The following is a 24,384-nucleotide window of genomic DNA, read 5'->3' as shown; positions in this document are numbered from 1 at the left end:
CACAGCAGAGGAGTATGCCCATGACACGTCGCAAGAAGACCCGTTCGCTGGCCGACAAGGTGCAGATTCGTACCGGTCGGCGCAAGGACTACAAGAAGTGGCGCCACGAGAATCCCGACCAGGTCACCTCGTCGACGCGCTACACCCAGAAGAAACGTCAGCAGCGCAAGCTTCAGGCCGCCCGCAAGCAGGCTCGTCAGGAAACGGGGCAGGCCATTGATATCCATCCGCAACGCGATGCGCAGCAGGCGGACAGCGAAGAGTCCGAGCGGGGAGGCACGCCGAGCTGATGCGTCTGGTTTCATTCAATATCAATGGCATTCGTGCGCGACTTCATCAGCTGGAGGCGTTGGTCACGGCCCACCGGCCGGCGCTGATCGGCCTGCAGGAGACCAAGGTCCAGGACGCCGAGTTTCCCCGCGAGGCGGTGGAGGCGCTGGGCTATCGCGTCATCTATCACGGCCAGAAGGGGCACTACGGCGTCGCGATGATGCTCGATACTGCCCAGTGTGGCGAGCCCGAGGCGGTCCACTACGGCTTTCCCGATGACGGGGATGAGGCTCAGCGGCGCATGATCGGCGTGACCCTGCGGCTGTCAGACGGTGAGCCGCTGACGGTATGGAATGGTTATTTCCCCCAGGGCGAGAGTGTCGAGCATCCGACGAAGTTTCCCCACAAGCGGGCGTTCTACGCCCAGCTGGGGTCGCTGCTCGAACTCCATCACCGCCCCGACGAGCGCCTGGCGGTGATGGGCGATTTCAATATTTCGCCCGAGGATATCGATATCGGTATCGGCGAGGCCAATCGCAAGCGCTGGCTGCGCGAAGGCAAGACCAGCTTCCAGCCGGTGGAGCGTGAGTGGCTGGCGGGTATCAAGGCCTGGGGTCTCACGGACAGCTACCGGCTGCATTATCCCGAGGTGGCCGACCGCTACAGCTGGTTCGACTATCGCTCCAAGGGGTTCGATCGCGAGCCGAAGCGGGGCCTGCGCATCGACCATATCCTGGTGACCGCACCGCTGGCGGAGAAGGTGGTCGACGCCGGCATCGATTATGAGCTGCGCGGCATGCAGAAGCCCTCCGACCATGCCCCCGTATGGACCGAGCTTTCGCTGCCGCAAGTGTGACGGCATAACATGAAAGCCCACGCCGCGGAGGAGCGTGGGCTTGTGTGGTAGGTGCCTGTCGGCGCTATCGGTAGTGTCGATCAGCGCTCGATACGCTTGACCAGGACCGGTGCCAGCTTCTCGTTCATCTCCTTGAAGGCCTGCTCGGTAGTCTCCCAGTCGATGCAGGCATCGGTGATGGAAACGCCGTACTGAAGCTGGTCGAGATCCTCCGGCAACTTCTGGTTGCCCCAGCCGATATTGGACTCGACCATCAGGCCGATGATCGAACGGTTGCCGTCGAGCAGCTGGTTGGTGACGTTCTCCAGCACCAGCGGCTGCAGCGCCGCATCCTTGTTGGAGTTGGCGTGAGAGCAGTCGATCATGATGTTGGGCTTGATGCCGGCCTTGTTGAGCTCCTGCTCTGCCAGTGCCACGCTGACACTGTCATAGTTGGGCTTGCCGTTGCCGCCGCGCAGCACCACGTGCCCATAGACGTTGCCCCGGGTGCGAATGATGGCCACCCGCCCCTTGTAGTCGATGCCCAGGAAGTTGTGCGGATGGGCCACCGACTGCAGGGCATTGACCGCCACGTCCAGGCTGCCGTCGGTGCCGTTCTTGAAGCCGACCGGGCAGGAGAGCCCCGAGGACATCTCGCGGTGCGTCTGGGATTCGGTGGTGCGTGCACCGATGGCCGACCAGCTGATGCAGTCCTGAATGTACTGAGGCGAGATCGGGTCGAGTGCCTCGGTGGCCAACGGCAACCCCATCTCGGACAGCTCCACAAGCAGCTGGCGAGCCGTATGCAGGCCCTTCTCGATCTCGAAGGAGCCGTTCAGGTTGGGGTCGTTGATCAGCCCCTTCCAGCCGACGGTGGTACGCGGTTTCTCGAAGTAGACGCGCATCACGATATACAGGCTGTCCTTCACCTCGTCGGCCAGGCGGCGCAGGCGGCGGGCATAGTCGAGGGCGGCATCCACGTCGTGGATGGAGCAGGGGCCCACCACCACCAGCAGACGCGGGTCTTCGCCGTCCAGGATGCGCTGGATGGTATGGCGCCCTTCGATCACGGTCTGCTCGGCGGCGTCGGTAAGCGGAATCTCCAGCTTGAGGGCTTCCGGGGTGATAAGCACGTCCTGGGAGAGGACGTTGAGGTTGCTGACCTGTTGATCTGTCATGCGATTTCCTGTGGGTCGTGTCTGCGCTGAAGGCCTGACGGCATGGTTGTTTTGGCTCTACTATACACCGGCCGGGGTAGGCCGGATCAATCGCGGGAACCTACGAAGGGCCGGCAGTGTCATAGCGGCCGCGCCCGATGAGGATCCGCGGCTTGATGGATGAACAGGAAAAGGGAACACTTGTGCGACTCTTGATGATGGTCTTTGACCCCCAATCGCCCAGGCTTCAGGTAGACGCTATGCAAGCACGCCATATTGTTGAAGTTTCCATGCCTTACGGACGACGCGCCCCTTCCCGTCGCCTGATGACGGGGAGGGGCTAGATGGGCGCCAGGGAAACCGATCAGCAGCTCGTCGAGCGGGCCCAGAAGGGTGATACACGCGCCTTCGACCTGCTGGTGAGGAAGTATCAGCACAAGATCATCGGCCTGATCGGGCGCTATGTGCATGACCATGCCGAGGTGCAGGATGTCGCCCAGGAGGCCTTCATCAAGGCCTATCGCGCCCTGGGAAAGTTTCGTGCCGAGAGCGCCTTCTACACCTGGATGTATCGAATCGCCATCAACACGGCCAAGAACCATCTGGTCTCCAGGGGGCGGCGCCCGCCCGGCAGCGACCTGGATATCGTCGATGCCGAGATCCTCGATCAGAGTGGCCGCCTCTCCGATACCGAGACCCCCGAGGCGGCCATGGCTCGCGACCAGCTGAAGGGGGCCATCTTCGAGGCGATCGAGGCCCTGCCCGATGACCTGCGTACCGCGATCACGCTGCGCGAGCTGGAGGGGCTCTCCTATGAGGATATCGCCACCATCATGGAGTGCCCGGTGGGTACCGTGCGCTCGCGGATCTTTCGGGCACGAGAGGCGGTCGACCAGCATATCCAGCCGCTGGTGACCACCTCGCGCAACCGCGAACCGGTGGGCGAGTGATGTCCAGCAGTAATTTGTCGATTTATTGTCGATTCGCTGAACTGACCGATGCTTTTGGCGTCTCAAGCAGTGTTCGATCCGCTAAAGGCGGTTCAGAGCGTCGGCATTCGTGGGGCGGCTATTGCGGATGTCGACATCTGGGTGATAACGGATGCAAGGCCGGGGCCTTGCCAGGCTGAGGTGTAAAGAATGAGTCAGAACGCACGGGAATCGCTTTCTGCCCTGATGGACAATGAGGGCGACGAGCTGGAGCTTCGCCGCGTGCTGAAATCGCTGAGTGATGAACCCGATGCCGCCGACGCGTGGCGACGCTACCATCTGATGCGCAGCCTGATGAGACAGGAGTCGGATGTGGATGTCAGCGTCGACCTGTCGGCGGGCATCCTGGCGCGCCTTGAGAGTGAGCCGGCCCCCGTACTCGACGTGGGTCTCCACGACGATAGAGCTCGGCCAGCTGCTGCACGCCGCTCACTTCCGCTGGCACGCAGCGCCGGAATCGCCGCCGCGGTGTCGTTGATGGTGATCACCGGTGTGCAGTTCTACAACGGCGGCGGCCTGCCCAGCGGGGGAGCCCCGTCGGCCGAGCTCGCCGGAGGCACCCCAGAGGGTGCCCCCCAGGCGTCGCCCGCCGGCCTGGCAGCCACCGCCGTGCAGCGACCGTCATTGGCGGATCTGCCACTCTTCCAGTTGCCCCAGGGGGGCGTCAGTGGCCTGATGACCGTTGGCGCCGGCATGCAGAGCACACCGATGTTCCTGGCGCCCAGCCAGCGGCAGTCGTTGATGGCCGATGAGGAGCAGGCGCGCCTGTTGCAATCCTATCTGGATCGTCACGCCGAAGGGACAGCCTACCGCAGCGGTGATGCCTGGATGCCGCTGCTGCGCGCCAGCGGTGGCGACAGCCTCGGTCAGCGCTGACGGGAGGTCGGCGATGCGCGTCTTTCGCAGTTGCGCTACGGTGTTTGTGCCGCTCCTGCTGGCGGCGGTTGCGCCTTCTGTCGTTGCCCTGGAGGCCACTCCCGATAATGACCGTTTCGACTGTCGTCTCCTAACCACGGAGCCGACCCCGCAGACCGCTCGCGACTGGTACGAGCTCAATCTCTGGGCCGGCCACTGCTACCGCTACGATGCCCACGCGGTGCGCATCGGTTTCGATGGGGTGCGCACCCTCGTGATCAGTCACGAGGTCAACGATGGGGTCGAGCGGGGCAGGGCGCGCTTTCTGGATGGTCCCCCCGAGGTGTTTGAGCGACGCAGTCGCATCGGGCGCCTGGGCTGGGCGGAGGGTGGCTCGGCTCCCACGATCCCGGCCGGCATTGCGGCGAAGATTTCGTCTCATTACCGTTTGAGTCTGGCAGGTGAGGAGCGTATCGCCAACCGGCGGGCCTATCGTCTGGATATCTCGCCGCTCGACAGCTTTCGCTACGGCAAGCGGCTGTGGCTCGATGCCGAGACCGGCTTGACCCTCAAGCAGAGTCTGCTCGATGAGACCGGTCGCGCGGTGGAGACCTTTCAGTTGACGGTGCTCGAGCGGCCACGGCTGCATCAGGGCGAGGTGAGCATCGACGCTCCCCGCGAGGCGCCTGGAGATGCCTGGCACATCGGCTGGCTGCCTGCCGGATTCAGCCCTCAGCCAGTGGAGACGCACAGTGGGCGTCATGGCAGCGACGTGACCCATCGTCTGTTCAGCGACGGCCTTTCCACCTTCAGCCTCTTCGTCGCGCCACTCGGCGAGATTGAGCCCCTGGCCCCCGGGCTGCATCGGCTCGGCGTCTCCCATGCCGTTGTGCGGCACCGTGACCTGGACGGTACCCCGTGTCAGGTGGTGGTCATGGGGGAGATGCCGCCGCGGGTGTTGCTGCGGGTTGCCGATGGCTTGAGCTGGGCCGCCGAGGACTCCTGATGCGGTGACGCCCCGATGCTGTCAATACTCTTTTTGCACTGCTCATTTCAACCTGGTTGATCCCATCCTGGTCAATTCAACCCGGTTCATTCCAAGCTACGCAGGAGCCAACATGATGCGAATGCTGCGACACTTCTCCCTATGGATGCTGCTGGCCGTGACCCTGATGGCCTGGCAGGGGGCCATGGCCCGTGAGCTGCCCGACTTCACCGAACTGGTGGAGGAGGCGGCACCCGGTGTGGTGAATATCTCGACGACCCGCATGGTGCAGAGTCGCAATCCCTTCCAGGGATTCGGTGGTGAGGAGGTCCCCGAGATCTTTCGCCACTTCTTCGGCGACCGCTTCCCGGTGCCGCCGGGGCACGGGGCTGGCAAACCCCATGAGCGTCAGTCGCTGGGCTCTGGCTTTATCATCAGCGACGACGGTTACATCATGACCAATGCCCATGTGGTCGATGGCGCCGATGAAATTCTGGTACGTCTCAATGATCGCCGGGAACTGCCCGCCGAGCTGGTAGGCAGCGACGAGCGCACCGATGTGGCGGTACTCAAGGTCAATAGCGATGACCTGCCGACACTGCGTCTCGGCGACTCCGATGACCTCAAGGTCGGTGAATGGGTGGCGGCCATTGGCTCACCCTTCGGCTTCGATCATTCCGTCACGGCGGGCATCGTCAGTGCCATCGACCGGACCCTGCCGCGCGATGCCTATGTGCCCTTTATCCAGACCGATGTGGCCATCAATCCGGGCAACTCCGGTGGCCCGCTGTTCAATCTCGAGGGTGAGGTGGTGGGGATCAACTCCCAGATCTTTACCCGCAGCGGTGGCTTCATGGGGCTGTCATTTGCCATTCCCATCAATGTTGCCATGGATGTGGCCGATCAGCTGCGCAACGATGGTGAAGTGCGTCGCGGCTGGCTGGGTGTGATGATCCAGCCGGTATCGCGCGATCTGGCGGAGTCCTTCGGCATGGACGATCCTCGTGGCGCGCTGATCGCAGACCTGGACCCTGACGGGCCGGCGGCGGCAGGGGGCCTCCAGGCCGGTGACATCATCCTTGAGGTTGATGGCGCCCGGGTGGATGACTCCAGCACGCTGCCGCGGCTGATCGGACGTACCGCACCGGGGAGCGATGTCGAGCTTGAGCTGATGCGTGACGGAAAGCGTCGCAGCCTTGAGATAACATTGGGTGACTGGCCTGAAAGCGGCAGGGGTACTGCCGATAAGGGGCATGACAGTCAGCAGGCGCGCTTGGGGATTGCCGTGACCGAGCTTGATGTCGCCGAGCGCAAGCGACTCGGCATCGAGGGTGGTGTCCGCATTGCCTCGGTCGACCCCAGTGGAGCCGCCGCAGCCGCAGGGGTGCAGGCCGGTGATATTCTGGTCAGTATCGATCACCAGGCCATTACCGACGCTTCACAGCTGGTCTCCCTGGCGCGTGAACTGCCCACGGATCGTGCCGTTCCGGTGCGCCTCTACCGTGATGGTCGTTCGCTGTTTGTCGCGCTTCGCCTGACCGGCGATTGACCTCTTTTCCTGTCAGCTCTCCAGCAGCCCGACGGTCTTCCCGTCGGGCTGCTGTATCTGGCACGGGCATACCGGTACAATGCGCCCATCCTGGCCGCCGGCCGGCCTTGCCGTGCCCGCCGCCCCGAACTCTATTCAGGTAGAAGTCCACCGATGTCCCAAGACACCTCCCTCGACAAGCTCAAGCATATCCGGAATTTCTCGATCATCGCCCATATCGATCATGGCAAGTCCACGCTGGCCGACCGGTTGATCCAGACCTGCGGCGGCCTGACCGAGCGTGAGCTCAAGGAGCAGGTGCTGGACTCCATGGATCTGGAGCGCGAACGGGGCATCACCATCAAGGCGCAGTCGGTGACCCTCGACTATCACTCGCCGGACGGAAATATCTATCAGCTCAACTTCATCGACACCCCTGGGCACGTCGACTTCTCCTATGAGGTCTCGCGCTCCCTGTATGCCTGTGAGGGTGCCCTGCTGGTGGTGGATGCCGGTCAGGGCGTCGAGGCTCAGTCGGTTGCCAACTGCTACACCGCCATCGAGCAGGGGCTCGAAGTGTTGCCGGTGTTGAACAAGATGGACCTGCCCCAGGCCGACCCCGACAAGGTCTCCCACGAGATCGAGGAGATCATCGGCCTGGACGCCACCGATGCCTGTCAGGTATCGGCCAAGAGCGGGCTGGGCATTGATGCCCTGCTGGAGCGCCTGGTGCGCGATATTCCACCGCCCAAGGGGGACCCGGGTGGCCAGCTTCAGGCGCTGATCATCGACTCCTGGTTCGACAACTATCTGGGGGTGGTATCGCTGGTGCGGATCTTCGACGGCACCCTGAAGAAGGGCGAGAAGATCCGTATCAAGTCCACCGGTCGCGACTGGCAGGTCAACGAGGTGGGTATCTTCACCCCGCAGCGCCGCGAGACCGGTATCCTGCGTGCCGGTGAGGTGGGCTTCATCGTGGCCGGTATCAAGGAGATCCAGGGGGCGCCGGTGGGCGATACCATCACCCATACCAAGACCCCGGATGTGGCTCGCCTGCCCGGCTTCCAGAAGGTCAAGCCTCAGGTCTATGCCGGCATGTTCCCGGTCAGTGCCGACGACTATGAGGACTTCCGCGACGCCCTGGAGAAGCTGGCGCTCAACGATGCCTCGCTGGAGTATGAACCGGAGAATTCCGATGCGCTGGGGTTCGGTTTCCGGGTCGGGTTTCTTGGCACTCTGCATATGGAGATCATTCAGGAGCGTCTCGAGCGTGAATATGATCTCGATCTGTTGACCACCGCGCCCACCGTGGTCTATGAGCTTATGCTCAAGGATGGCGAGGTGATCTACGTCGCCAACCCTTCCAAGTTGCCTGATATGGCCGACGTCGAGGAGATGCGCGAGCCCATTGTGCGCGCCAGCATCCTGGTTCCCCAGGAGTTCGTCGGCAACGTGATCACCGAGTGTGAGCAGCGTCGTGGTACCCAGAAGGACATGCAGTTCCTGGGCAGTCAGATCCAGCTTACCTACGAGCTGCCGATGTCCGAAGTGGTGATGGACTTCTTCGATCGCCTGAAGTCGATCTCCAAGGGTTATGCCTCGCTGGAATACAACTTCGAGCGTTTCGAAGCCGCCAAGCTGGTGCGTCTGGATGTATTGATCAATGGTGACAAGGTCGATGCCCTGGCGGTAATCATTCACCGTGATCATGCCCATAGTCGCGGGCGACTGCTGGTGGAAAAGATGAAGGATCTGATCCCCCGGCAGATGTTCGACGTGGCGATTCAGGCGGCCATTGGCGGTCAGGTGGTGGCCCGCTCCACCGTCAAGGCGCTGCGCAAGAACGTGACCGCCAAGTGCTACGGCGGTGATGTATCCCGCAAGAAGAAGCTGCTCGAGAAACAGAAGGCAGGCAAGAAGCGCATGAAGCAGGTAGGGCGGGTGGAGATTCCCCAGGACGCCTTCCTTGCCGTGCTCAAGGTCAACGACTGATTTCACCAGCGAGGGATAACGAACCGCCATGGACTTCTCACTGCTGCTGGTGATTGCCGTTGCCGTCACCGGCGTGATTACCCTGCTCAACTATTTCTGGTGGCGGCCGGCTCGTCGCCAGTCACTGCAAACCGCCGAGGCTGGTACCACCGAAGGTCTGCCGAACAATGCCCGAGAACAGGTGTTGAAAGAGCCCTGGCCGGTTGACTACGCCCGCTCCTTCTTTCCGGTGCTGCTGGTGGTGCTGGTACTGAGAAGCTTCGTGGTGGAGCCGTTTCAGATCCCGTCGGGCTCCATGCGGCCGACTCTCGAGATCGGTGACTTCATCCTCGTCAGCAAGTTTGCCTACGGACTGCGCCTGCCGGTAGTGCATACCGAGATTCTCGATCTGGGTGAGCCCGAGCGTGGTGATGTCATGGTGTTTCGCTTTCCCAGCGAGCCGTCTGTCAATTTCATCAAGCGCGTCGTAGGCCTGCCGGGTGATCGCATCCGTTACGAAGGCAAGCAGCTTTATATCAATGGGAAGCCAGTGCCCAAGACACTGTTGGCCGAAGGGCCGGCAGAGGCGCCGGGAGAGCTGATGTACACCGAACAACTGGGCGAAGTGGAGCACCACATCTACAATAACCCGCGTGACTTCGGTCCCCAGATGCGTGAACTGATCGTACCGGAGGGGCACTACTTCACCATGGGCGATAATCGTGACCACTCCAACGATAGTCGCTACTGGGGCTTCGTGCCGGAAGCCAATGTGGTGGGACGTGCCTTTGCCGTCTGGATGCACTGGGATGGCGGCTTACCTAGCTTCACCAGCATGCGACTCATTCACTAACTGCCTCGTTGTACTTTCAGAAGCTGTACGACCAGAATCAGACGACAGAATCAGATAACAGGATTTTCGTGAGCCAAACCCTCAACGCCTTCAGCCGACGTCTCGGCCACGACTTCGGCGACGACTCGCTGCTCGAGCTTGCCATGACCCACCGAAGCTATGGTGGCCAGAACAATGAGCGCCTCGAGTTTCTGGGTGACTCCATCGTCAACTTCGTCATTGCCGAGGCCCTGTTCCGCCGCTTCCCCGAGGCGCGAGAAGGTCAGTTGTCCCGCCTGCGCGCGCGCCTGGTCAAGGGACAGACACTGGCGGAGTTGGCCCGCGAGATGGAGTTTGGAGAACATCTCAGGCTGGGTTCCGGAGAGATGAAGAGCGGTGGACATCGCCGTGACTCCATCCTCGCCGATGCCGTCGAGGCGGTGATCGGCGCCATCTATCTCGATGCCGGCATGGAAGCCGTGCGTGCCCGGATACTCTCCTGGTATGCGGGGCGTTTGGAAGACACCAGTCTGCAGCATACCCAGAAGGATCCCAAGACACGCCTTCAGGAGTTCCTGCAGTCGCGTCAGGAGCCCTTGCCCCGCTACGAGGTGGTCAGTGTCGAGGGCGAGGCCCATGCCCAGACCTTTACCGTGGAGTGCCATGTGGAACTGCTGCAGGATCATACCACCGGCATTGGCTCCAGCCGCCGTCATGCCGAGCAGCAGGCCGCCGAGATGGCCCTGAAGCAGCTTGAGCCAAGAGGAGTTCGGTCATGACCCAGACCTGTGGTTTCGTGGCCATCGTCGGCCGCCCCAACGTCGGCAAGTCCACGCTGATGAACCGTATCCTCGGCCAGAAGGTGTCGATCACCTCGCGGCGGCCCCAGACGACCCGCCATCAGGTGATGGGCATCAAGACCGAGGAGGAGACTCAGTTCATCTACGTCGACACGCCCGGCATCCATATCATGGCCAAGGATCGCAACAAGGCGATCAATCGCTTCATGAATCAGGCGGCCGTGCAGGCGCTGCGCGATGTGGACTGTGTGGTGTTCATCATCGACCGCACTCGCTGGAGCGACGAGGACCAGGTCGTTCTGCAGCGCCTCGAGCATGTCAACGCGCCGGTGATTCTGGCCGTCAACAAGGTTGATCGCCTGCAGGACAAGTCCGAGCTGCTGCCCTGGCTGGAGTCGGTCGGTGCGCGCCGGGATTTTGCCGCCATCGTGCCGATCTCCGCCAAGCACGGCACCAACGTGCCGGAGCTAGAGGCCGAAGTGGCCAAGCACCTGCCGGAGAGTGTGCACTTCTTCCCCGAGGATCAGATCACCGACAAGAGCCAGCGATTCCTGGCGGCCGAGCTGGTGCGTGAAAAGGTCATGCGTCAGCTTGGCGATGAGCTGCCCTACCAGATGACCGTGGAGATCGAGGAGTTCCGCGACGAGGGCAGGGTGGTGCATATCAGCGCCCTGATCCTGGTGGAGCGCCAGGGCCAGAAGAAGATCCTGATCGGCGAGAACGGCGAGCGCATCAAGAGCATCGGCCGCGAGGCGCGTCTCGATATGGAGCGTGCCCTGGGAGCCAAGGTGATGCTGAATCTGTGGGTCAAGGTCAAGCGTGGCTGGTCCGATGACGAGCGAGCGCTCAAGAGCCTGGGTTACGACCTCGACTAATGATGCTGCGCCAGTCGTCCTATGGGGTCAGACCCCGACGTGGCCAGGGTCTGACACCAAACAATCCCAAACAGGCGGCACGAGGCTGGCGTCTCGTATGACCCCCGAGCCGGCTTTCCTGCTGCACAAGCGCCCCTATCGCGAGACCAGTGCGCTGGTAGAGCTGTTGACGCTTCACCATGGCCGGGTACGTGCGGTCGCTCAGGGCGTGCAGCGACCCGGATCTCGGTCGCGTGGCGGGCTGCAGCCCTTCGCCCCGCTGCATGTGACCTGGATCGGGAAAGGTGAGCTCAAACGACTGAGACTAATGGAGAGTCGTGGTGGGGTGGCGCTGCTGGCGGGCGAAGGGCTGCTGTGCGGGCTTTATGCCAACGAGCTGCTGACACGCACCCTCCCGGTGGAGTTTCCGGTAGCGGAGGTGTTTGCCTTCTATACCGCGCTGCTCGAGGCCCTTCCCAGCCCTGGCTCACGCGCCGGAGCCCTTCGACGCCTGGAGTTTACCCTGCTCGAGTCACTGGATGCTGCCCCACGCTTCGTTACGAGCGAAGGTGGCGAGCTCGACCCCCAGGCTCGCTATGTCTTCGACGCTGCCAGCCGCGCCTTCCGCCTCGGCCGGCCAGGGCTCGATGGCCGTACCCTTCGCCTGCTCGCCGCCGAAGACTGGAGTGCGCCGGGGCTTGCCGGTCCTGCCAAAATGGTGGCTCGCGCCGCCCTGGCGCCACTGCTGGGCAGCCGTCCGTTGCATTCCCGGGAGCTGATGCGTGAGCTTGCCGAGGCCCGGCGCGCCGGACTTCGTTCGGAGCTGGGCCCATCTTCGTCGGAAGCTATAAGTTATAAGCTATAAGCCTTAAGCTGTAACCAAAACCCCTGCCGCTAGGCCTGGCGCCGATATCCTGGCTTACGGCTTACGGCTTACGGCTTACGGCTTACGGCTTACGGCTTACGGCTTACGGCTTACGGCTTACGGCTTACGGCTTACGGCTTATTTTAAGGAGACCCATATGCATCCCCCCCGTATCCTGCTTGGCGTCAATATCGATCATATCGCCACCCTGCGTCAGTCTCGTGGTACGCGCTACCCCGACCCGCTCCAGGCAGCGCTGCTTGCCGAGGAGGCCGGCGCCGATGGTATTACCATCCACCTTCGCGAGGATCGCCGGCATATTCAGGAACGCGATGTACGGCTGTTGGCCGAGGTGCTGAATACCCGCATGAACCTCGAGATCGCGGTGACCGAGGAGATGATGGCCCTGGCCGAGGAGGTGCGCCCGGCCCACGTCTGTCTGGTGCCTGAGAAGCGCGAAGAGTTGACTACCGAGGGGGGGCTCGATGTAGTAGGTGGTTTTGAGACGATTCGCGATGCCTGCCAACGCCTGACCGCGGCGGGCTGTGAGGTCTCGCTGTTCGTCGACCCCGAGCCCGAGCAGATCGCGGCCGCCGCCAGGGCCGGCGCACCAGTCATCGAACTGCATACCGGTAGTTATGCCGAAGCCACAGGAGACGAGGCCGTCCGTGAGCATGCGCGACTCGCCGCGGCCACCGAAATGGCCCTCGAGTTGGGGCTGACCGTCAATGCCGGTCATGGCCTGCACTACCATAACGTCGAGGCGGTGGCCGCCATTCCGGGGCTGCATGAACTCAACATCGGTCATGCGATCATCGCACGGGCGTTGTTCGTGGGCCTCAAGGAAGCGGTATCCGAGATGAAGCGCCTGGCAATTGCGGGGCAGGAGGCTGGCTTCGTCGCCGCCCTCGAGGAACATGATCATGACCATGATGACCATGATGACCATGATGACCATGTCCATTAAGTCATGATTCTGGGGATCGGTACTGATATTGCCAGGGTGGCGCGTTTCGAGGCCGCGCTCTCACGCAGGGGAGAACGCTTTACCCGTCGTCTGCTGGGGGAGGTAGAGCGCGAGCGTATCCAGAGGCATGCCAGGCCGGCGGCCTTCCTGGCCAAGCGCTTTGCGGCCAAGGAGGCCTTCGTCAAGGCGCTGGGCACCGGTCTGCGTCACGGCATGCGCTGGACCGAGATCCAGGTGATCAATGACAGCCTCGGTCGGCCATCGCTGCTGTTGGCCGGCAAGGCCCATGAGCTGGCACGCAGTGTCGGTGTACGTGTCGCTCATCTGACGCTATCCGATGAGGAGGAGTTCGCGGTCGCCTTCGTGATACTGGAGGGGTGAGCTCCCTCGGACTGGGCCTTGCGCCATTGGCGAAGTTCCTCCATGGCGTCGGCCAGGTCCTCTATCAGTGGGGCCATGGCCACGCGTCCGCGGCTACGCAGGCGTGTTTCCATCGTTTCGGCAAGCAGCCCCAGGCGTGGTGCCCCGCAGTAACGGCAGGCACCATTGAGGGCGTGTATGGCATCCAGCAGCGCTTCGTCGTTCCGACTCTCATAGGCCTGGTGTATTGCCTCCTCGCTTGCATCGAGAGAGTCGGCGAGCTGAAGAAGCAGTTGATGTGCCAACTCTTCTCGCCCACCAGCCAATCGCGTACCCAGAGTGAGATCCACAGTGGCAAGTACCGATGACGGTGTTTTCTCCGATGATGCGCCGGTTGTCAGGAGGTGGTGGGGAGCGCTCCCCAGGTGACGACTCAGCAGGTCAGCCAGGTCTCTGGCGTCCAGCGGTTTTATGAGCACATCATCAAGGCCGCTGGCCATCAGCCGACGGCGCTCCTCCTCCAATGCATGGGCGGTTACGGCGATGATCGGAGTGCACCGCCACCTGTCGTCTAGGCGGCGTAGTGCACGAGTTGCCGCGAGTCCATCCATGCCCGGCATGCGGATATCCATCAACACCAGGTCAAAATGTTGTTCACGCCCCAGCGAGACGGCCTGCTCACCGCCTTCGGCGATCGTGATCTCCACGCCAGGGCCGGTCAGCAGTTCACACAGCAGACGGCGATTGGTGTTGTTGTCGTCGACGGCGAGCAGTCGTAAGGTCGTGTCGGCCATGCCAGCCGATCTGTCGACGATGGTCAGTGCAGCAGGCTGCCTGCTTGTCAGGATGCGTTGGATGGCATCGGCGAGCGCGCGCCGCGTAAACGGCTTGGCCAGCATCTCGCTTCTGGTGGGCAGCATGATGTCGGGAAACTCGAGTGGACTGGCGGTACACAGCACGAGTGCGGGGCATTGCAGCTCGCTGATCCGTTCTTGCCAGTGCTGAAGAAGTTCGGGAGTGTAGGGCGGTGCGCCCAGGCTCACGATCAGCAGGCTCGGGCTAGATGGCGATGTGATGTCGGCCGGCCGTGGCGTGGCTCCCCAGCGGCGTAACAGGTGCAGCAGCGCGTATCGACTGGGAGAGTGCGGCTCCTCCAGCAGGATAGACTCTCCGGCCAGGTTAAGCTCCGGCGGTCGTTCCGACTCGAGATCGCCAGTCAACGGCAGGGTAAATGAAAAGCAGCTGCCGCGGCCCGGTTCGCTCTCCACTCCGATTTCACCGCCCATCTGCTCCACCAGTTGGCGGCAGATTGATAGGCCAAGCCCACTGCCGCCGAACTCACGAGGGTGGCTTGGAGAGGTCTGATGGAAGGCATCGAAGAGGCGTTGTCTATGCTCATCCGAAAGCCCTATGCCGGTGTCCGTCACGCTGATCCGCAGGATGACGCGACTCTCCTCGCTCTCCTCTACCATCACACGGACCAGAATGTCTCCGTGTTCAGTAAATTTTACGGCATTGCTGACCAGGTTGGTCAGCACCTGGCGGATGCGCATCGGGTCGCCCTGTAGCACCGCAGGCACGTCATCGTAGACCATGCCAAGCAGTTCAAGCCCCTTCTGCTGGGCCAGGGGCGCCTGTAATGCCAGTACCTCATCGATCAGCTCCACCATTTCCATCGGCATTCGCTCGAGTTCCAGCCTACCGGCTTCGAGCCTCGAGTAGTCCAGGATATCGTTGACCAGCATCAGCAGATTGCTACAGGCGCGATCGACGTGCTCCAGCCACTCCTGTTGGCGGCTATCCAGGGACGAGCGCCCCAGTAGTCGACAGAAGCCGATGATGCCGTTGAGCGGGGTGCGGATCTCGTGACTCATATTGGCGAGAAATTCTGACTTAACCCGGTTGGCCTCCACGGCGCGACGATGTGCCATATCCAGCTGCATGTTCTGGATCTCGACCGTCTCCATCGATTCCTCCAGCTCCCTGGTGGCCTGGGCGATCTGGCGCTGCATCTCTTCACGAGTCTCCTGAAGGCGCCAGGCCAGCATATTGATATGATCATCCAGTGGCGGCAGCTCAGGAGGCGAAGGGGGCAGTGGCTGGGTAGTCTCCTCCTGGGCCAGTCTCGCCAGCGTGGCAGCGATCTGCTCAAGTGGGCGCTGCAGGCGCCGATAGGTATTGGCGGTGGCAAGCCCCAGGATGGCGGCACCAAGGATAAGCAGCAGGCCGCTGGCACCCAGTTGTCGATAATGGCCCAACAGCAGTCCGCTGGCATCGATATCCATCACCAGGCGCGTATTAGCGTTGTCCTCAAGAGGATGGATCAAACGCCAGTGGCCGTCGCCCAGTCGCACGATGCCCCTGGTATCCTCGTCAGGAGCCCCCGGCGTCAGACGACCGACCTCCACCTGTGGCGTGCCGTCGGTGTCGATGATGGCCGCAGCCGTGACTTCCGGCAGGTCGAGCAGGTTGGCGGTATGTGCCTCCAGAGCTGAAAGGTCCTTCGCTCGCAGTGCAGTCAATAGGCTGGGTTCGATCAGAGCCGTGGCCTGATTCAGCCTGGCCTCGAGCTGCCCCTCATGATCATCACGGTGCAGGGACAGGGTAATGACCGCCACGGCGAGCATCAGCAGCAAGGGGAGAACCAGTGCGGTCAGCAGCAGTCGCAGCTTTAGTGACATGGAGAATCTCGACGGTGAGTGAGATGGGGCCCGCAGCCGGCGGAGGTGTCTGTCCACCCTGCATTCACGCGGATATAATGGTGAAAATACCTTTAGAGAAGGATGCTTGCATGCACTTTCCGACCATCGAGGACGTCGTCGGTCATACGCCGCTGGTGCGCCTCAAGCGTATCGCGGCCGGTCGCAACAATGTGCTGCTGGCCAAGCTTGAGGGTAACAACCCTGCGGGTTCGGTAAAGGACCGGCCAGCCCTGGCCATGCTGGAGCAGGCCGAGGCCCGGGGAGAGATCGTCCCGGGCGATACGTTGATCGAGGCAACCTCGGGCAATACCGGCATCGCCCTCGCCATGGCGGCGGCCATCAAGGGCTATCGCATGGTGCTGATCATGCCCGACAACGCCTCGGAGGAGCGCAAGCAGTGCATGGCGGCCTACGGCGCCAGGCTGATCACCGTGAGCCAGGAGGGCGGCATGGAGGAGGCACGTGATCTGGCGGAGGCCATGCTCGCGCGCGGTGAAGGCAAGCGTCTGGATCAGTTTGCCAACCCCGACAACCCGCTCTCCCACTATCGTGGCACCGGCCCGGAGATCTGGGAACAGACCGCCGGCAGCGTGACCCACTTCATCAGCTCGATGGGGACCACCGGTACCATCATGGGGGTTTCCCAGGCTCTCAAGGAGCGCAACTCCGGCATCGAGATCATCGGCCTGCAGCCCGAGGATGGCGCCAGTATCGCCGGTATTCGCCGCTGGCCCGAGGCGTATCTACCGAGCATCTTCGATGCCAGTCGCGTCGATCGGGTGCTCGATATCGGCCAACGTGAGGCCGAGGAACATATGCGACGCCTGGCTCGGGAGGAGGGCATCCTGGCCGGCGTCAGCTCCGGTGGGGCATTGGCCGGCGCCCTGCGAGTCGCCGAGCAGGTCGAGAATGCGGTGATCGTGTTTATCGTCTGCGACCGCGGCGACCGTTATCTTTCCACCGGTCTCTACGCCCCGGAGGAGTGAGTCATGGCGATGCTGGGCAAGCGGCGACCGCGTCGCGAGCGGTCGGGTGTTTCCGGCCTGCAGGGCCGACAGCCACACTCGCCGGCATACACGAGTAGCAGGGGGGATGCGCCCTCGAGGGAGTGCGAGGCGCAGGGCCTGGTGATCGAGCGGTTGGCCCATGATGGCCGTGGCGTGACCCATGATGCCGAGGGCAAGACGCTGTTCGTCGACGGCGCGCTGCCCGGAGAGCGGGTCGAGGTGGCGATCCACCTTACCCGTAAGCGTTTCGACGAGGCTCATGTGCGTGAGGTGCTTGAGGCCTCGCCCGAGCGCGTCACCCCCCCCTGCAACCATTATCAGCGCTGTGGCGGCTGTGATCTTCAGCATCTGGCAGTGCCTGCTCAGCGTCGCCACAAGCAGGCAGTTCTCGTTGATCTGCTGGCGCGCCAGGGGATCGAGCTTGCCGCTGAGCCAGAGCTGCTGGCCGGTGCCAGCCAGGGCTATCGACGCCGCGCACGACTGGGGGTCAAGCTGGATGCCGAGGGCCGCCTGCATCTGGGGTTCCGCGCACGCCATAGTCACCGCCTGGTGGATATCGCTCATTGCACCATCCTGATGCCTGAACTCGATGCCCTGCTGGCCCCCCTGCATCGTCAGTTGATATCGCTGCAGGCGCCACGCCAGGTGGGGCATCTGGAGCTACTGGCCAGCGATCAGGGCAGCACCCTGGTGATCCGTCAGCTCAAGGAACACGTCACGGATCGTGAAGCCTGGCGAGCCTTTGCCACAGAACACGGGATCCATCTGGGCTGGCTGGTAGGGCGTGAGGCTCCCGCCCTGGAGTGGCTGACACCCGCTCCGCTGCTGAGCTGCCGAGTGCCGGGTGTCGAAAGAGAGCTCGAGCTGCGTTTTGCTCCCGGCGACTTCCTGCAGGTCAATGCCGAGGTCAACCGACAGATGGTGAAGACCGCCCTGAACTGGCTAGGTGATCTTGACGGTGAAACGCTGCTTGATCTGTTTGCCGGTGTTGGCAACTTCAGCCTGCCGTTGGCTTCCGCGGGAGCACGAGTCGTGGCGGTCGAGGGGAGCCCGTCGATGGTCGAGCGCCTGGATGCCAATGCGCGTGACAACTCCCTGGGCGGTGAGCTGCAGCTGTCGGCACAACAGGCCGACCTGGCAAAGCAGAAGACAGTGGCAGCGCTGCTGCAGAACATCGGCCCCGAGGTGGTGGTGCTCGATCCGCCACGCGAGGGTGCCGAAGCCGCCGCCCAGGCCCTGGCGTCGGCGCCAGGGCCGCGTGTGCTCTATATCGCCTGTGATCCGGCGACCCTGGCACGGGATGCCGCACACCTGGTGCAGGGAGGGTATCGGATCACGCGCATCGCCGTGGCCGATATGTTCGTGCATACCTCTCACCTGGAATCTATGCTGCTGTTTGAACATTCACGGACAGAGAAACGGCGGCAAGGAGCCTTGGTCGATGGTTAAAGTACGTGAGGATCAGCCACTTACCCAGGCGGGGTGCGTGGATATCGAACGCTGGGTCGAGCGCCTGCAGGAGGATGTGAAGCTGCGCGACCCTGCCGAGATGATCGCGGCCTGTCGGCTCGCCGAGAGGCTGGAGGGCGAGTCGGACCGGCCCCACCGGGCCTGGATGGCGGAAGGGTCCAGTTTTCGCATGGGCCTGGAGATGGCCGATATCCTGGGTGAGCTCAAGCTCGACCAGGCGGCGCTGGTTGCCGCGGTACTCTATCGCGCGGTGCGTGAAGGGCTGGTCGGCCTCGAGGCCGTCGGCAAGCAGTTTGGCAAGGAGGTCGCCGGACTGATCGATGGCGTGTTGCAGATGGCGGCGATCAGTGCGACGCAGCTGCCCAGCCATGACATGGGCCAGCATGACCAGCAGGACAATCTGCGCAAGATGCTGGTCAATATGATCGACGACGTTCGTGTGGCACTGATCAAGATCGCCGAGCGCACCTGTGCGCTGCGCCAGGTCCGGGAAGCGCCCCGCGACAAACAGTTGCGCGTAGCCCGCGAGGTGTTCGATATCTATGCGCCCCTGGCGCATCGGCTGGGGATCGGTCACCTCAAGTGGGAGCTCGAGGACCTCTCCTTCCGCTATCTCCATGAGGATGACTACAAGGCCATCGCGCGCCAGCTGGCCGAAAAGCGCCTGGATCGCGACCGCTACATCACCGAGATTGTGAATACTCTCAATGGCCTGCTGGATGCTCAAGGTATCCAGCGCTACGATGTCGATGGCCGCGCCAAGCATATCTACTCGATCTGGCGGAAGATGAAGCGCAAGCGCATCGACTTCTCCCAGGTCCATGATATTCGGGCGGTGCGCATTCTGGTGCCCGAAGTCGCCGACTGCTATACCGTGCTGGGCCTGGTGCACTCGCGCTGGCACCACGTACCCAACGAGTTCGACGACTATATTGCCAACCCCAAGCAGAATGGCTATCAGTCGTTGCACACCGCGGTCCTCGGCCCCGAGCACAAGGTCGTGGAGATCCAGATACGTACCTTCGCCATGCATGAGGAGGCGGAGCTGGGGGTCTGTGCTCACTGGCGCTACAAGGGACATGATACCCGGGCCAAGAGCACCAGCTACGAGGACAAGATCGCCTGGCTGCGTCAGGTGCTCGAATGGCAGGAGGAGGTCGGTGATCTCGGCGATCTGCGCGAGGGCCTCAACAGCGATGTGGCCCCGGATCGCATCTACGTCTTCACCCCGGATGGTCATATCATCGACCTGCCGCGTGTCGCGACCCCCATCGACTTCGCCTACCGGGTGCACACCGAGGTGGGACACCGCTGCCGTGGGGCCAAGGTCAATGGCCGCATCGTGCCCCTTACCTATACGCTGAAGACCGGCCAGCAGGTCGAGATCCTCACCGCCAGCAAGGGGGGGCCGAGTCGCGACTGGCTCAACCCCAGCCTGGCCTATGTACGCACCTCCCGGGCACGTTCCAAGATTCAGGCCTGGTTCAAGTACCAGGCCCGTGATCAGAACATCCTCGAGGGGCGTACCCTGTTCGAGCGTGAGATGAAGCGCCTCGACCTCGAAGACATGGCCCTCGATACCCTGGCGCGCAAGGTCAACTATGCAACACCCGATGACATGTACGCCGCTCTGGGGGCGGGGGATCTGCGCATCGGTCAGGTGTTGAACCAGGCTCAGCAGCTGTTCGGTGAGAACGACGACCAGGAGCAGCTCGACCGCCTGTTGGCCAAGCCCAGGCGTACCACCGGAAAGGGCGAGAAGAGTGATATCACCGTGCTGGGCGTGGGTAACCTCAAGACCAGCATGGCCAACTGCTGTCATCCGGTACCGGGTGAGCCGATCGTCGGCTTTATTACCCAGGGTCGCGGAGTGACGGTGCACCGCGAGGACTGCCCCAATATTCTGCAGTTGAGTGTGGACGAGCCCCAGCGCATCATCGAGGTGGAGTGGGGCGAGCGGGCGCGAACCCAGTACCCGGTCAATATCGAGGTGCAGGCGTGGGATCGCTCCGGCCTGCTGCGCGACGTCACCGGTGTGCTGGGCAACGAGAAGGTCAACGTGTTGGCGGTCAATACCCTCACCGATACCGATGATGGCATCGCCCGGCTGACCATTACCGTCGAAGTGGATGGCCTGGAGTCGCTGGGGCGGCTCTTCTCTCGCATCCAGCAGCTGCCCAACGTTATCGAGGTGAGGCGCCTGCGCAGCGGCGGCAAGCCCGGCAAGCGCAAGGGCAAGGAGAAGAAGGCATGAGCCAGCACCACGGTCTGGACGATCTGCTGACCCTGATGGCGGTGCTGCGCGACCCGGACCGGGGATGCCCCTGGGACCTCAGGCAGAACTGGGACACCATCGTGCCCCACACCCTGGAGGAGGCCTACGAGGTCGCCGATGCCATCGAGCGCCGCGCCTGGGAGGAGCTGCCCGGAGAGCTGGGGGATCTGCTCTTCCAGGTGGTCTACTACGCCCAGTTCGCGAGTGAAGAGGGACGTTTCGATTTCCACACGGTGGTGGATACCCTGACCGCCAAGATGCTGCGTCGCCACCCCCATGTCTTCCCCGATGGCAGCCTGGCCTCACGGCGTTCCCCCGGCGTTGGTGTGGCGGATATCGGGCTACGCCAGGCCCCCGAACTCGAAAGCATCAATCGCCGCTGGGAGGCCCTCAAGGCCGAAGAGCGTGTGCAGCGGAGGCGTGAAACGCACGACACCTCTGATGCCCCAGGGGTCGACGGTGTTGCGTTCTCGGCTCTGGATGATGTGCCGCGCACCCTGCCGGCGCTGTCGCGAGCCGCCAAGCTCTCGAAGCGTGCCGCCCGGGTAGGGTTCGACTGGCCCGACTCCCAAGGGGTGATCGCCAAGATTCGCGAGGAGCTCGATGAGGTCGAGGAGGCGCTGGCCGAGGGGAGTCGGGAACATGCCATCGAGGAGGTGGGAGACCTGCTGTTTGCGGTGACCAATCTCGCCCGCACCCTCAAGGCCGACCCCGAGCAGTGCCTGCGGGCCACCAACACCAAGTTCGAGCGCCGCTTCCGTCACGTGGAGGCGGCCCTGGCGGCCACGGGCACTAGCCCCGCCGATGCCGATCTTGCGACCATGGAGCGTCACTGGCAGGCCGCCAAGCGTAATGAATACAACGATGCTGCCACTTGATCCGGAGACTCAGTTTCATGAGCCATGACCTTCACGAATCCCTGCGTGACAATGTTCGTATCCTTGGCGATAGCCTGGGGCGCACCATCGCCGATGACCTGGGGGCCGACTTCGTCGACAAGATCGAGGCCATCCGCGATTTCGCCAAGCGAGGTCGTCAGGGCGATGAGCAGGCTCAGCGTGAACTGATCGAGTACCTGCGCCGCTTGCCTGATCGCGACCTGCTGCCGGTAACCCGCGCCTTCAACCAGTTTCTCAACCTGGCCAATATCGCCGAACAGCACTACCGGGCCCGCTTTCGTCGCGTCGAGGATTACCGGCCGGGAACGCAACCGGTGCTCTCCGAGCTGGTGGAGCGGGCGCGCCGTGCCGGCCACTCACCACGCAAGCTGGTCGAGAGCCTGGCCGGCATGCGTGTCGAATTGGTACTGACCGCCCACCCCACCGAGGTCATCCGACGCACCCTGATCCAGAAGTACGATGCCATCGACGATTGCCTGACCGCCATCGAGTCATCGGGTGATTATCCCGAGCGCGGTGCGCGGGCCAAGGGGCGTCTCGAGGAGCTGATCAGTCAGGCCTGGCATACCGACGAGATCCGTCACGAACGACCGTCTCCGGTGGATGAGGCGAAATGGGGCTTCGCGGTGATCGAAAACTCGCTGTGGCAGGCGGTTCCCGACTTTCACCGCGACCTGGACAATCTGCTGCTGGATACGGCCGGCGAGCGACTGCCTCTGGATGCCGCGCCGATCAGTTTCTCGTCGTGGATGGGGGGCGATCGCGATGGCAACCCCAACGTGACCTCCCGGGTGACTCGCGAGGTGTTGCTGCTGGGGCGCTGGATGGCCGCGGATCTTTATCTGCGCGATCTGGAACAGCTCAAGGCCGAGCTCTCCATGTGGAAGGCCAACAGCGCGCTCAAGGCCGAGGTTGGCGACGCACCGGAGCCCTATCGCGAGTTGTTGCGCCAGCTGCTGGCGCGAGTCGAGGCTACCCGTGACTGGGCCAAGGCGAGTCTCGATGGCAAGCCCTATGATGGGGGGCCGATCATCGAGAGCCGTGATCAGCTCTATTCACCGCTGCTTGCCTGCTACCGCTCGCTTTGCGATGTGGGCCTCGACACCATCGCCAATGGTGCGCTGCTGGATACCCTGCGGCGGGTGGCGGTGTTCGGTGTCACCCTGACCCAGCTCGATATCCGCCAGGAGGCGAGTCGCCATGCCCAGGTGATGGAGGAGCTCACCGCCGGTCTGGGCCTGGGGCACTATCGTGACTGGAGCGAAGAGCAGCGTCAGGCCTTTCTGCTCGAGGAACTCGAGTCACGCCGACCATTGATACCGCGGCGCTGGGAGTGCTCGACGGAGTCGCGGGAGGTGATCGATACCTTCAGAGTCATCGCCAGTGAGCAGGCCGAAGCACTCGGGACCTATGTCATCTCCATGGCGGCAGAGCCGTCCGACGTGTTGACCGTGGCACTGCTGATGAAGGAGGTGGGGGGCGAGGTCAAGCTGCCGATCGCACCGCTGTTCGAGACCCTCAACGATCTCAATCATGCCGGCGAGGCGATCGACCGCCTGCTCTCGCTGCCCGGCTATCGTCGTCTGATCGACGGCCGGCAGGAGGTGATGATTGGCTACTCGGACTCGGCCAAGGATGCCGGCCAGCTGGCCGCCGCCTGGGCCCAGTACCGTGCCCAGGAGAGCCTGGTGACGGTGTGCCGTCGTCACGCCGTGGACTTGACGCTGTTCCATGGACGCGGTGGTACCGTGGGGCGCGGTGGTGGCCCGGCTCATGCGGCGATTCTCTCTCAACCGCCTGGCTCGGTGAATGGCAGCCTCAGGGTGACCGAGCAGGGCGAGATGATCCGCTTCAAGTTCGGTCAGCCGGAGATCGCCCTGCGCTCCATGGAGATCTACGCCTGCGCGGTGCTGGAGGCAACGCTGCTGCCGCCACCCGACCCGGAACCCCACTGGCGCGATGAGATGGATCGCCTGGCCGAGATTGCCCATGGGGCCTACGTGGGGGTGGTGCGTGAGGATGACGATTTCGTGCCGTACTTCCGTGCGGTGACACCGGAGGGTTCGCTAGGGCGTCTGCCTCTGGGCTCGCGGCCTACCAAGCGGCGCCAGGATGGTGGAGTGGAGACACTGCGGGCGATTCCCTGGATCTTTGCCTGGACCCAGGTACGCCTGATGCTGCCCGCCTGGCTGGGGAGTGGCGAGGCCTTCGCCACCCGCCTCGAAGAGGAGGGGGGGCGCGAGGTGCTTCAGGAGATGCGTGACCGCTGGCCCTTCTTCGGCACCTACCTGGACATGCTGGAAATGCTGCTGTCCAAGGCCGATGTGGGCATCTCTGCCTACTATGAGCATCGCCTCGTCGACGAGCCGAGTCTCAAGGCGCTGGGGCAGCGCCTTCGGCAGCGTTTCGAGCGGCTCAATGGAGTGCTGCTGGAGATTCTCGAGCAGCAGGAACTGCTGGAGAAGACGCCGTTGATCCACCAGGCGATAGCCGTGCGTAATCCCTATATCGACCCGCTACATGGGCTGCAGGCGGAGCTGCTGCAGCGTAATCGTGACGCCGACGGGGCGATCAGCGCCGATCTGTCGCGGGCGCTGATGGTCACCATGGCGGGTATCGCCGCGGGGCTGCGAAATACGGGATAGGGCCTGCGGTCAGGGGCGAGGAACAAGGTACGAGGAACAAGGTGCGAGGAAGCTTTTGCACTCCTGGGGGTGAAGCGATGAAATTCCCTTGCGCCTTGCGCCTTGCGCCTTGCGCCTT

At 63.0% G+C, this 24,384-nt stretch carries 20 protein-coding genes; 18 read left to right on the top strand and 2 right to left on the bottom strand.

What is annotated here, in order from left to right; genetic code table 11:
* The first annotated feature begins 20 nt into the window (after positions 1-20).
* Entirely contained in the window at positions 21-290 is a 270-nt protein-coding gene (locus E0702_RS11590) for a hypothetical protein (protein ID WP_132044006.1), read from the top strand.
* The gene (gene xthA / locus E0702_RS11585) at positions 290-1,126 is read left to right on the top strand and encodes an exodeoxyribonuclease III (RefSeq protein WP_132044004.1); all 837 of its coding nucleotides are present in this window, start codon (positions 290-292) and stop codon (positions 1,124-1,126) included. Before E0702_RS11590 ends, xthA begins: the two co-directional genes overlap by 1 nt.
* 80 nt (positions 1,127-1,206) lie before the next feature.
* On the opposite strand, the gene E0702_RS11580 is transcribed toward xthA, so the two are convergent.
* Positions 1,207-2,283 carry a 3-deoxy-7-phosphoheptulonate synthase gene (locus E0702_RS11580; RefSeq protein WP_132044002.1) on the bottom strand — a complete coding sequence of 359 codons (1,077 nt, stop codon included), beginning with the start codon at positions 2,281-2,283 and terminating at the stop codon, positions 1,207-1,209.
* 323 nt (positions 2,284-2,606) lie between these two features.
* Here E0702_RS11580 and rpoE point away from each other — a divergent pair, with 323 nt between their 5' ends.
* The 11 genes from rpoE to acpS all read left to right on the top strand — a co-directional run bounded on the left by rpoE (position 2,607) and on the right by acpS (position 13,289).
* Positions 2,607-3,212, top strand: coding sequence for an RNA polymerase sigma factor RpoE (rpoE, locus tag E0702_RS11575; RefSeq protein ID WP_132044000.1), 606 nt, complete (start codon positions 2,607-2,609; stop codon positions 3,210-3,212).
* A gap of 189 nt (positions 3,213-3,401) precedes the next feature.
* A complete protein-coding gene (locus E0702_RS11570; protein ID WP_132043998.1) occupies positions 3,402-4,127 on the top strand; it encodes a sigma-E factor negative regulatory protein in 726 nt (241 codons plus the stop codon).
* A gap of 13 nt (positions 4,128-4,140) precedes the next feature.
* Positions 4,141-5,112 carry a MucB/RseB C-terminal domain-containing protein gene (locus E0702_RS11565; RefSeq protein WP_132043996.1) on the top strand — a complete coding sequence of 324 codons (972 nt, stop codon included), beginning with the start codon at positions 4,141-4,143 and terminating at the stop codon, positions 5,110-5,112.
* 112 nt (positions 5,113-5,224) lie between these two features.
* Positions 5,225-6,640, top strand: coding sequence for a DegQ family serine endoprotease (locus E0702_RS11560; RefSeq protein ID WP_132043994.1), 1,416 nt, complete (start codon positions 5,225-5,227; stop codon positions 6,638-6,640).
* A gap of 153 nt (positions 6,641-6,793) precedes the next feature.
* Positions 6,794-8,611, top strand: coding sequence for a translation elongation factor 4 (gene lepA, locus E0702_RS11555; protein WP_132043992.1), 1,818 nt, complete (start codon positions 6,794-6,796; stop codon positions 8,609-8,611).
* A 28-nt stretch (positions 8,612-8,639) separates the two neighbouring features.
* Positions 8,640-9,443 (top strand): signal peptidase I, encoded by an 804-nt coding sequence (lepB, locus tag E0702_RS11550; protein WP_132043990.1) that lies wholly within the window; start codon positions 8,640-8,642, stop codon positions 9,441-9,443.
* A 68-nt stretch (positions 9,444-9,511) separates the two neighbouring features.
* Positions 9,512-10,201, top strand: coding sequence for a ribonuclease III (gene rnc / locus E0702_RS11545; protein ID WP_132043988.1), 690 nt, complete (start codon positions 9,512-9,514; stop codon positions 10,199-10,201).
* A complete protein-coding gene (gene era / locus E0702_RS11540; RefSeq protein WP_132043986.1) occupies positions 10,198-11,097 on the top strand; it encodes a GTPase Era in 900 nt (299 codons plus the stop codon). Before rnc ends, era begins: the two co-directional genes overlap by 4 nt.
* 97 nt (positions 11,098-11,194) lie before the next feature.
* Entirely contained in the window at positions 11,195-11,941 is a 747-nt protein-coding gene (gene recO / locus E0702_RS11535) for a DNA repair protein RecO (protein ID WP_132043984.1), read from the top strand.
* A gap of 157 nt (positions 11,942-12,098) precedes the next feature.
* Positions 12,099-12,908, top strand: a complete 810-nt coding sequence (gene pdxJ, locus E0702_RS11530) for a pyridoxine 5'-phosphate synthase (protein WP_132043982.1) — start codon at positions 12,099-12,101, stop codon at positions 12,906-12,908.
* Between the two features lie 3 nt (positions 12,909-12,911).
* The gene (gene acpS / locus E0702_RS11525) at positions 12,912-13,289 is read left to right on the top strand and encodes a holo-ACP synthase (protein WP_132043980.1); all 378 of its coding nucleotides are present in this window, start codon (positions 12,912-12,914) and stop codon (positions 13,287-13,289) included.
* Here the strand turns inward: acpS and E0702_RS11520 are convergent.
* Positions 13,229-15,949 carry an ATP-binding protein gene (locus E0702_RS11520; protein WP_132043978.1) on the bottom strand — a complete coding sequence of 907 codons (2,721 nt, stop codon included), beginning with the start codon at positions 15,947-15,949 and terminating at the stop codon, positions 13,229-13,231. The two genes, acpS and E0702_RS11520, sit on opposite strands and share 61 nt — an antisense overlap.
* 110 nt (positions 15,950-16,059) lie before the next feature.
* On the opposite strand from E0702_RS11520, the gene cysM reads away from it, so the two are divergent.
* From cysM to ppc, 5 genes are read left to right on the top strand one after another with little or no spacing between them, the layout of a single operon-like run.
* Positions 16,060-16,956 carry a cysteine synthase CysM gene (cysM, locus tag E0702_RS11515; RefSeq protein ID WP_132043976.1) on the top strand — a complete coding sequence of 299 codons (897 nt, stop codon included), beginning with the start codon at positions 16,060-16,062 and terminating at the stop codon, positions 16,954-16,956.
* Between the two features lie 3 nt (positions 16,957-16,959).
* Entirely contained in the window at positions 16,960-18,426 is a 1,467-nt protein-coding gene (locus tag E0702_RS11510; protein ID WP_132043974.1) for an RsmD family RNA methyltransferase, read from the top strand.
* Positions 18,419-20,701, top strand: coding sequence for a GTP diphosphokinase (gene relA, locus E0702_RS11505; RefSeq protein ID WP_132043972.1), 2,283 nt, complete (start codon positions 18,419-18,421; stop codon positions 20,699-20,701). Before E0702_RS11510 ends, relA begins: the two co-directional genes overlap by 8 nt.
* On the top strand, positions 20,698-21,600 hold the full coding sequence (mazG, locus tag E0702_RS11500) for a nucleoside triphosphate pyrophosphohydrolase (RefSeq protein WP_132043970.1): 903 nt from the start codon (positions 20,698-20,700) through the stop codon (positions 21,598-21,600). Before relA ends, mazG begins: the two co-directional genes overlap by 4 nt.
* Positions 21,601-21,617: 17 nt before the next feature.
* Positions 21,618-24,266, top strand: a complete 2,649-nt coding sequence (ppc, locus tag E0702_RS11495; protein WP_132043968.1) for a phosphoenolpyruvate carboxylase — start codon at positions 21,618-21,620, stop codon at positions 24,264-24,266.
* Positions 24,267-24,384 lie beyond the last annotated feature (118 nt).

It is taken from the genome of Halomonas marinisediminis, from assembly GCF_004347715.1.
In the GTDB taxonomy this organism is placed as follows: domain Bacteria; phylum Pseudomonadota; class Gammaproteobacteria; order Pseudomonadales; family Halomonadaceae; genus Halomonas; species Halomonas icarae.
The sequence above is the reverse complement of the archived record's forward strand: the minus strand, read 5'-3'. Positions and strand labels throughout refer to the sequence as shown.

What these genes read in the sequence shown, in the direction of transcription:
- E0702_RS11590 (WP_132044006.1), top strand. Translation starts at nt 21, where the DNA reads ATGACACGTCGCAAGAAGACCCGTTCGCTGGCCGACAAGGTGCAGATT.
- xthA (WP_132044004.1), top strand. Translation starts at nt 290, where the DNA reads ATGCGTCTGGTTTCATTCAATATCAATGGCATTCGTGCGCGACTTCAT.
- E0702_RS11580 (WP_132044002.1), bottom strand. Translation starts at nt 2,283, where the DNA reads ATGACAGATCAACAGGTCAGCAACCTCAACGTCCTCTCCCAGGACGTG.
- rpoE (WP_132044000.1), top strand. Translation starts at nt 2,607, where the DNA reads ATGGGCGCCAGGGAAACCGATCAGCAGCTCGTCGAGCGGGCCCAGAAG.
- E0702_RS11570 (WP_132043998.1), top strand. Translation starts at nt 3,402, where the DNA reads ATGAGTCAGAACGCACGGGAATCGCTTTCTGCCCTGATGGACAATGAG.
- E0702_RS11565 (WP_132043996.1), top strand. Translation starts at nt 4,141, where the DNA reads ATGCGCGTCTTTCGCAGTTGCGCTACGGTGTTTGTGCCGCTCCTGCTG.
- E0702_RS11560 (WP_132043994.1), top strand. Translation starts at nt 5,225, where the DNA reads ATGATGCGAATGCTGCGACACTTCTCCCTATGGATGCTGCTGGCCGTG.
- lepA (WP_132043992.1), top strand. Translation starts at nt 6,794, where the DNA reads ATGTCCCAAGACACCTCCCTCGACAAGCTCAAGCATATCCGGAATTTC.
- lepB (WP_132043990.1), top strand. Translation starts at nt 8,640, where the DNA reads ATGGACTTCTCACTGCTGCTGGTGATTGCCGTTGCCGTCACCGGCGTG.
- era (WP_132043986.1), top strand. Translation starts at nt 10,198, where the DNA reads ATGACCCAGACCTGTGGTTTCGTGGCCATCGTCGGCCGCCCCAACGTC.
- recO (WP_132043984.1), top strand. Translation starts at nt 11,195, where the DNA reads ATGACCCCCGAGCCGGCTTTCCTGCTGCACAAGCGCCCCTATCGCGAG.
- pdxJ (WP_132043982.1), top strand. Translation starts at nt 12,099, where the DNA reads ATGCATCCCCCCCGTATCCTGCTTGGCGTCAATATCGATCATATCGCC.
- acpS (WP_132043980.1), top strand. Translation starts at nt 12,912, where the DNA reads ATGATTCTGGGGATCGGTACTGATATTGCCAGGGTGGCGCGTTTCGAG.
- E0702_RS11520 (WP_132043978.1), bottom strand. Translation starts at nt 15,949, where the DNA reads ATGTCACTAAAGCTGCGACTGCTGCTGACCGCACTGGTTCTCCCCTTG.
- cysM (WP_132043976.1), top strand. Translation starts at nt 16,060, where the DNA reads ATGCACTTTCCGACCATCGAGGACGTCGTCGGTCATACGCCGCTGGTG.
- E0702_RS11510 (WP_132043974.1), top strand. Translation starts at nt 16,960, where the DNA reads ATGGCGATGCTGGGCAAGCGGCGACCGCGTCGCGAGCGGTCGGGTGTT.
- relA (WP_132043972.1), top strand. Translation starts at nt 18,419, where the DNA reads ATGGTTAAAGTACGTGAGGATCAGCCACTTACCCAGGCGGGGTGCGTG.
- mazG (WP_132043970.1), top strand. Translation starts at nt 20,698, where the DNA reads ATGAGCCAGCACCACGGTCTGGACGATCTGCTGACCCTGATGGCGGTG.
- ppc (WP_132043968.1), top strand. Translation starts at nt 21,618, where the DNA reads ATGAGCCATGACCTTCACGAATCCCTGCGTGACAATGTTCGTATCCTT.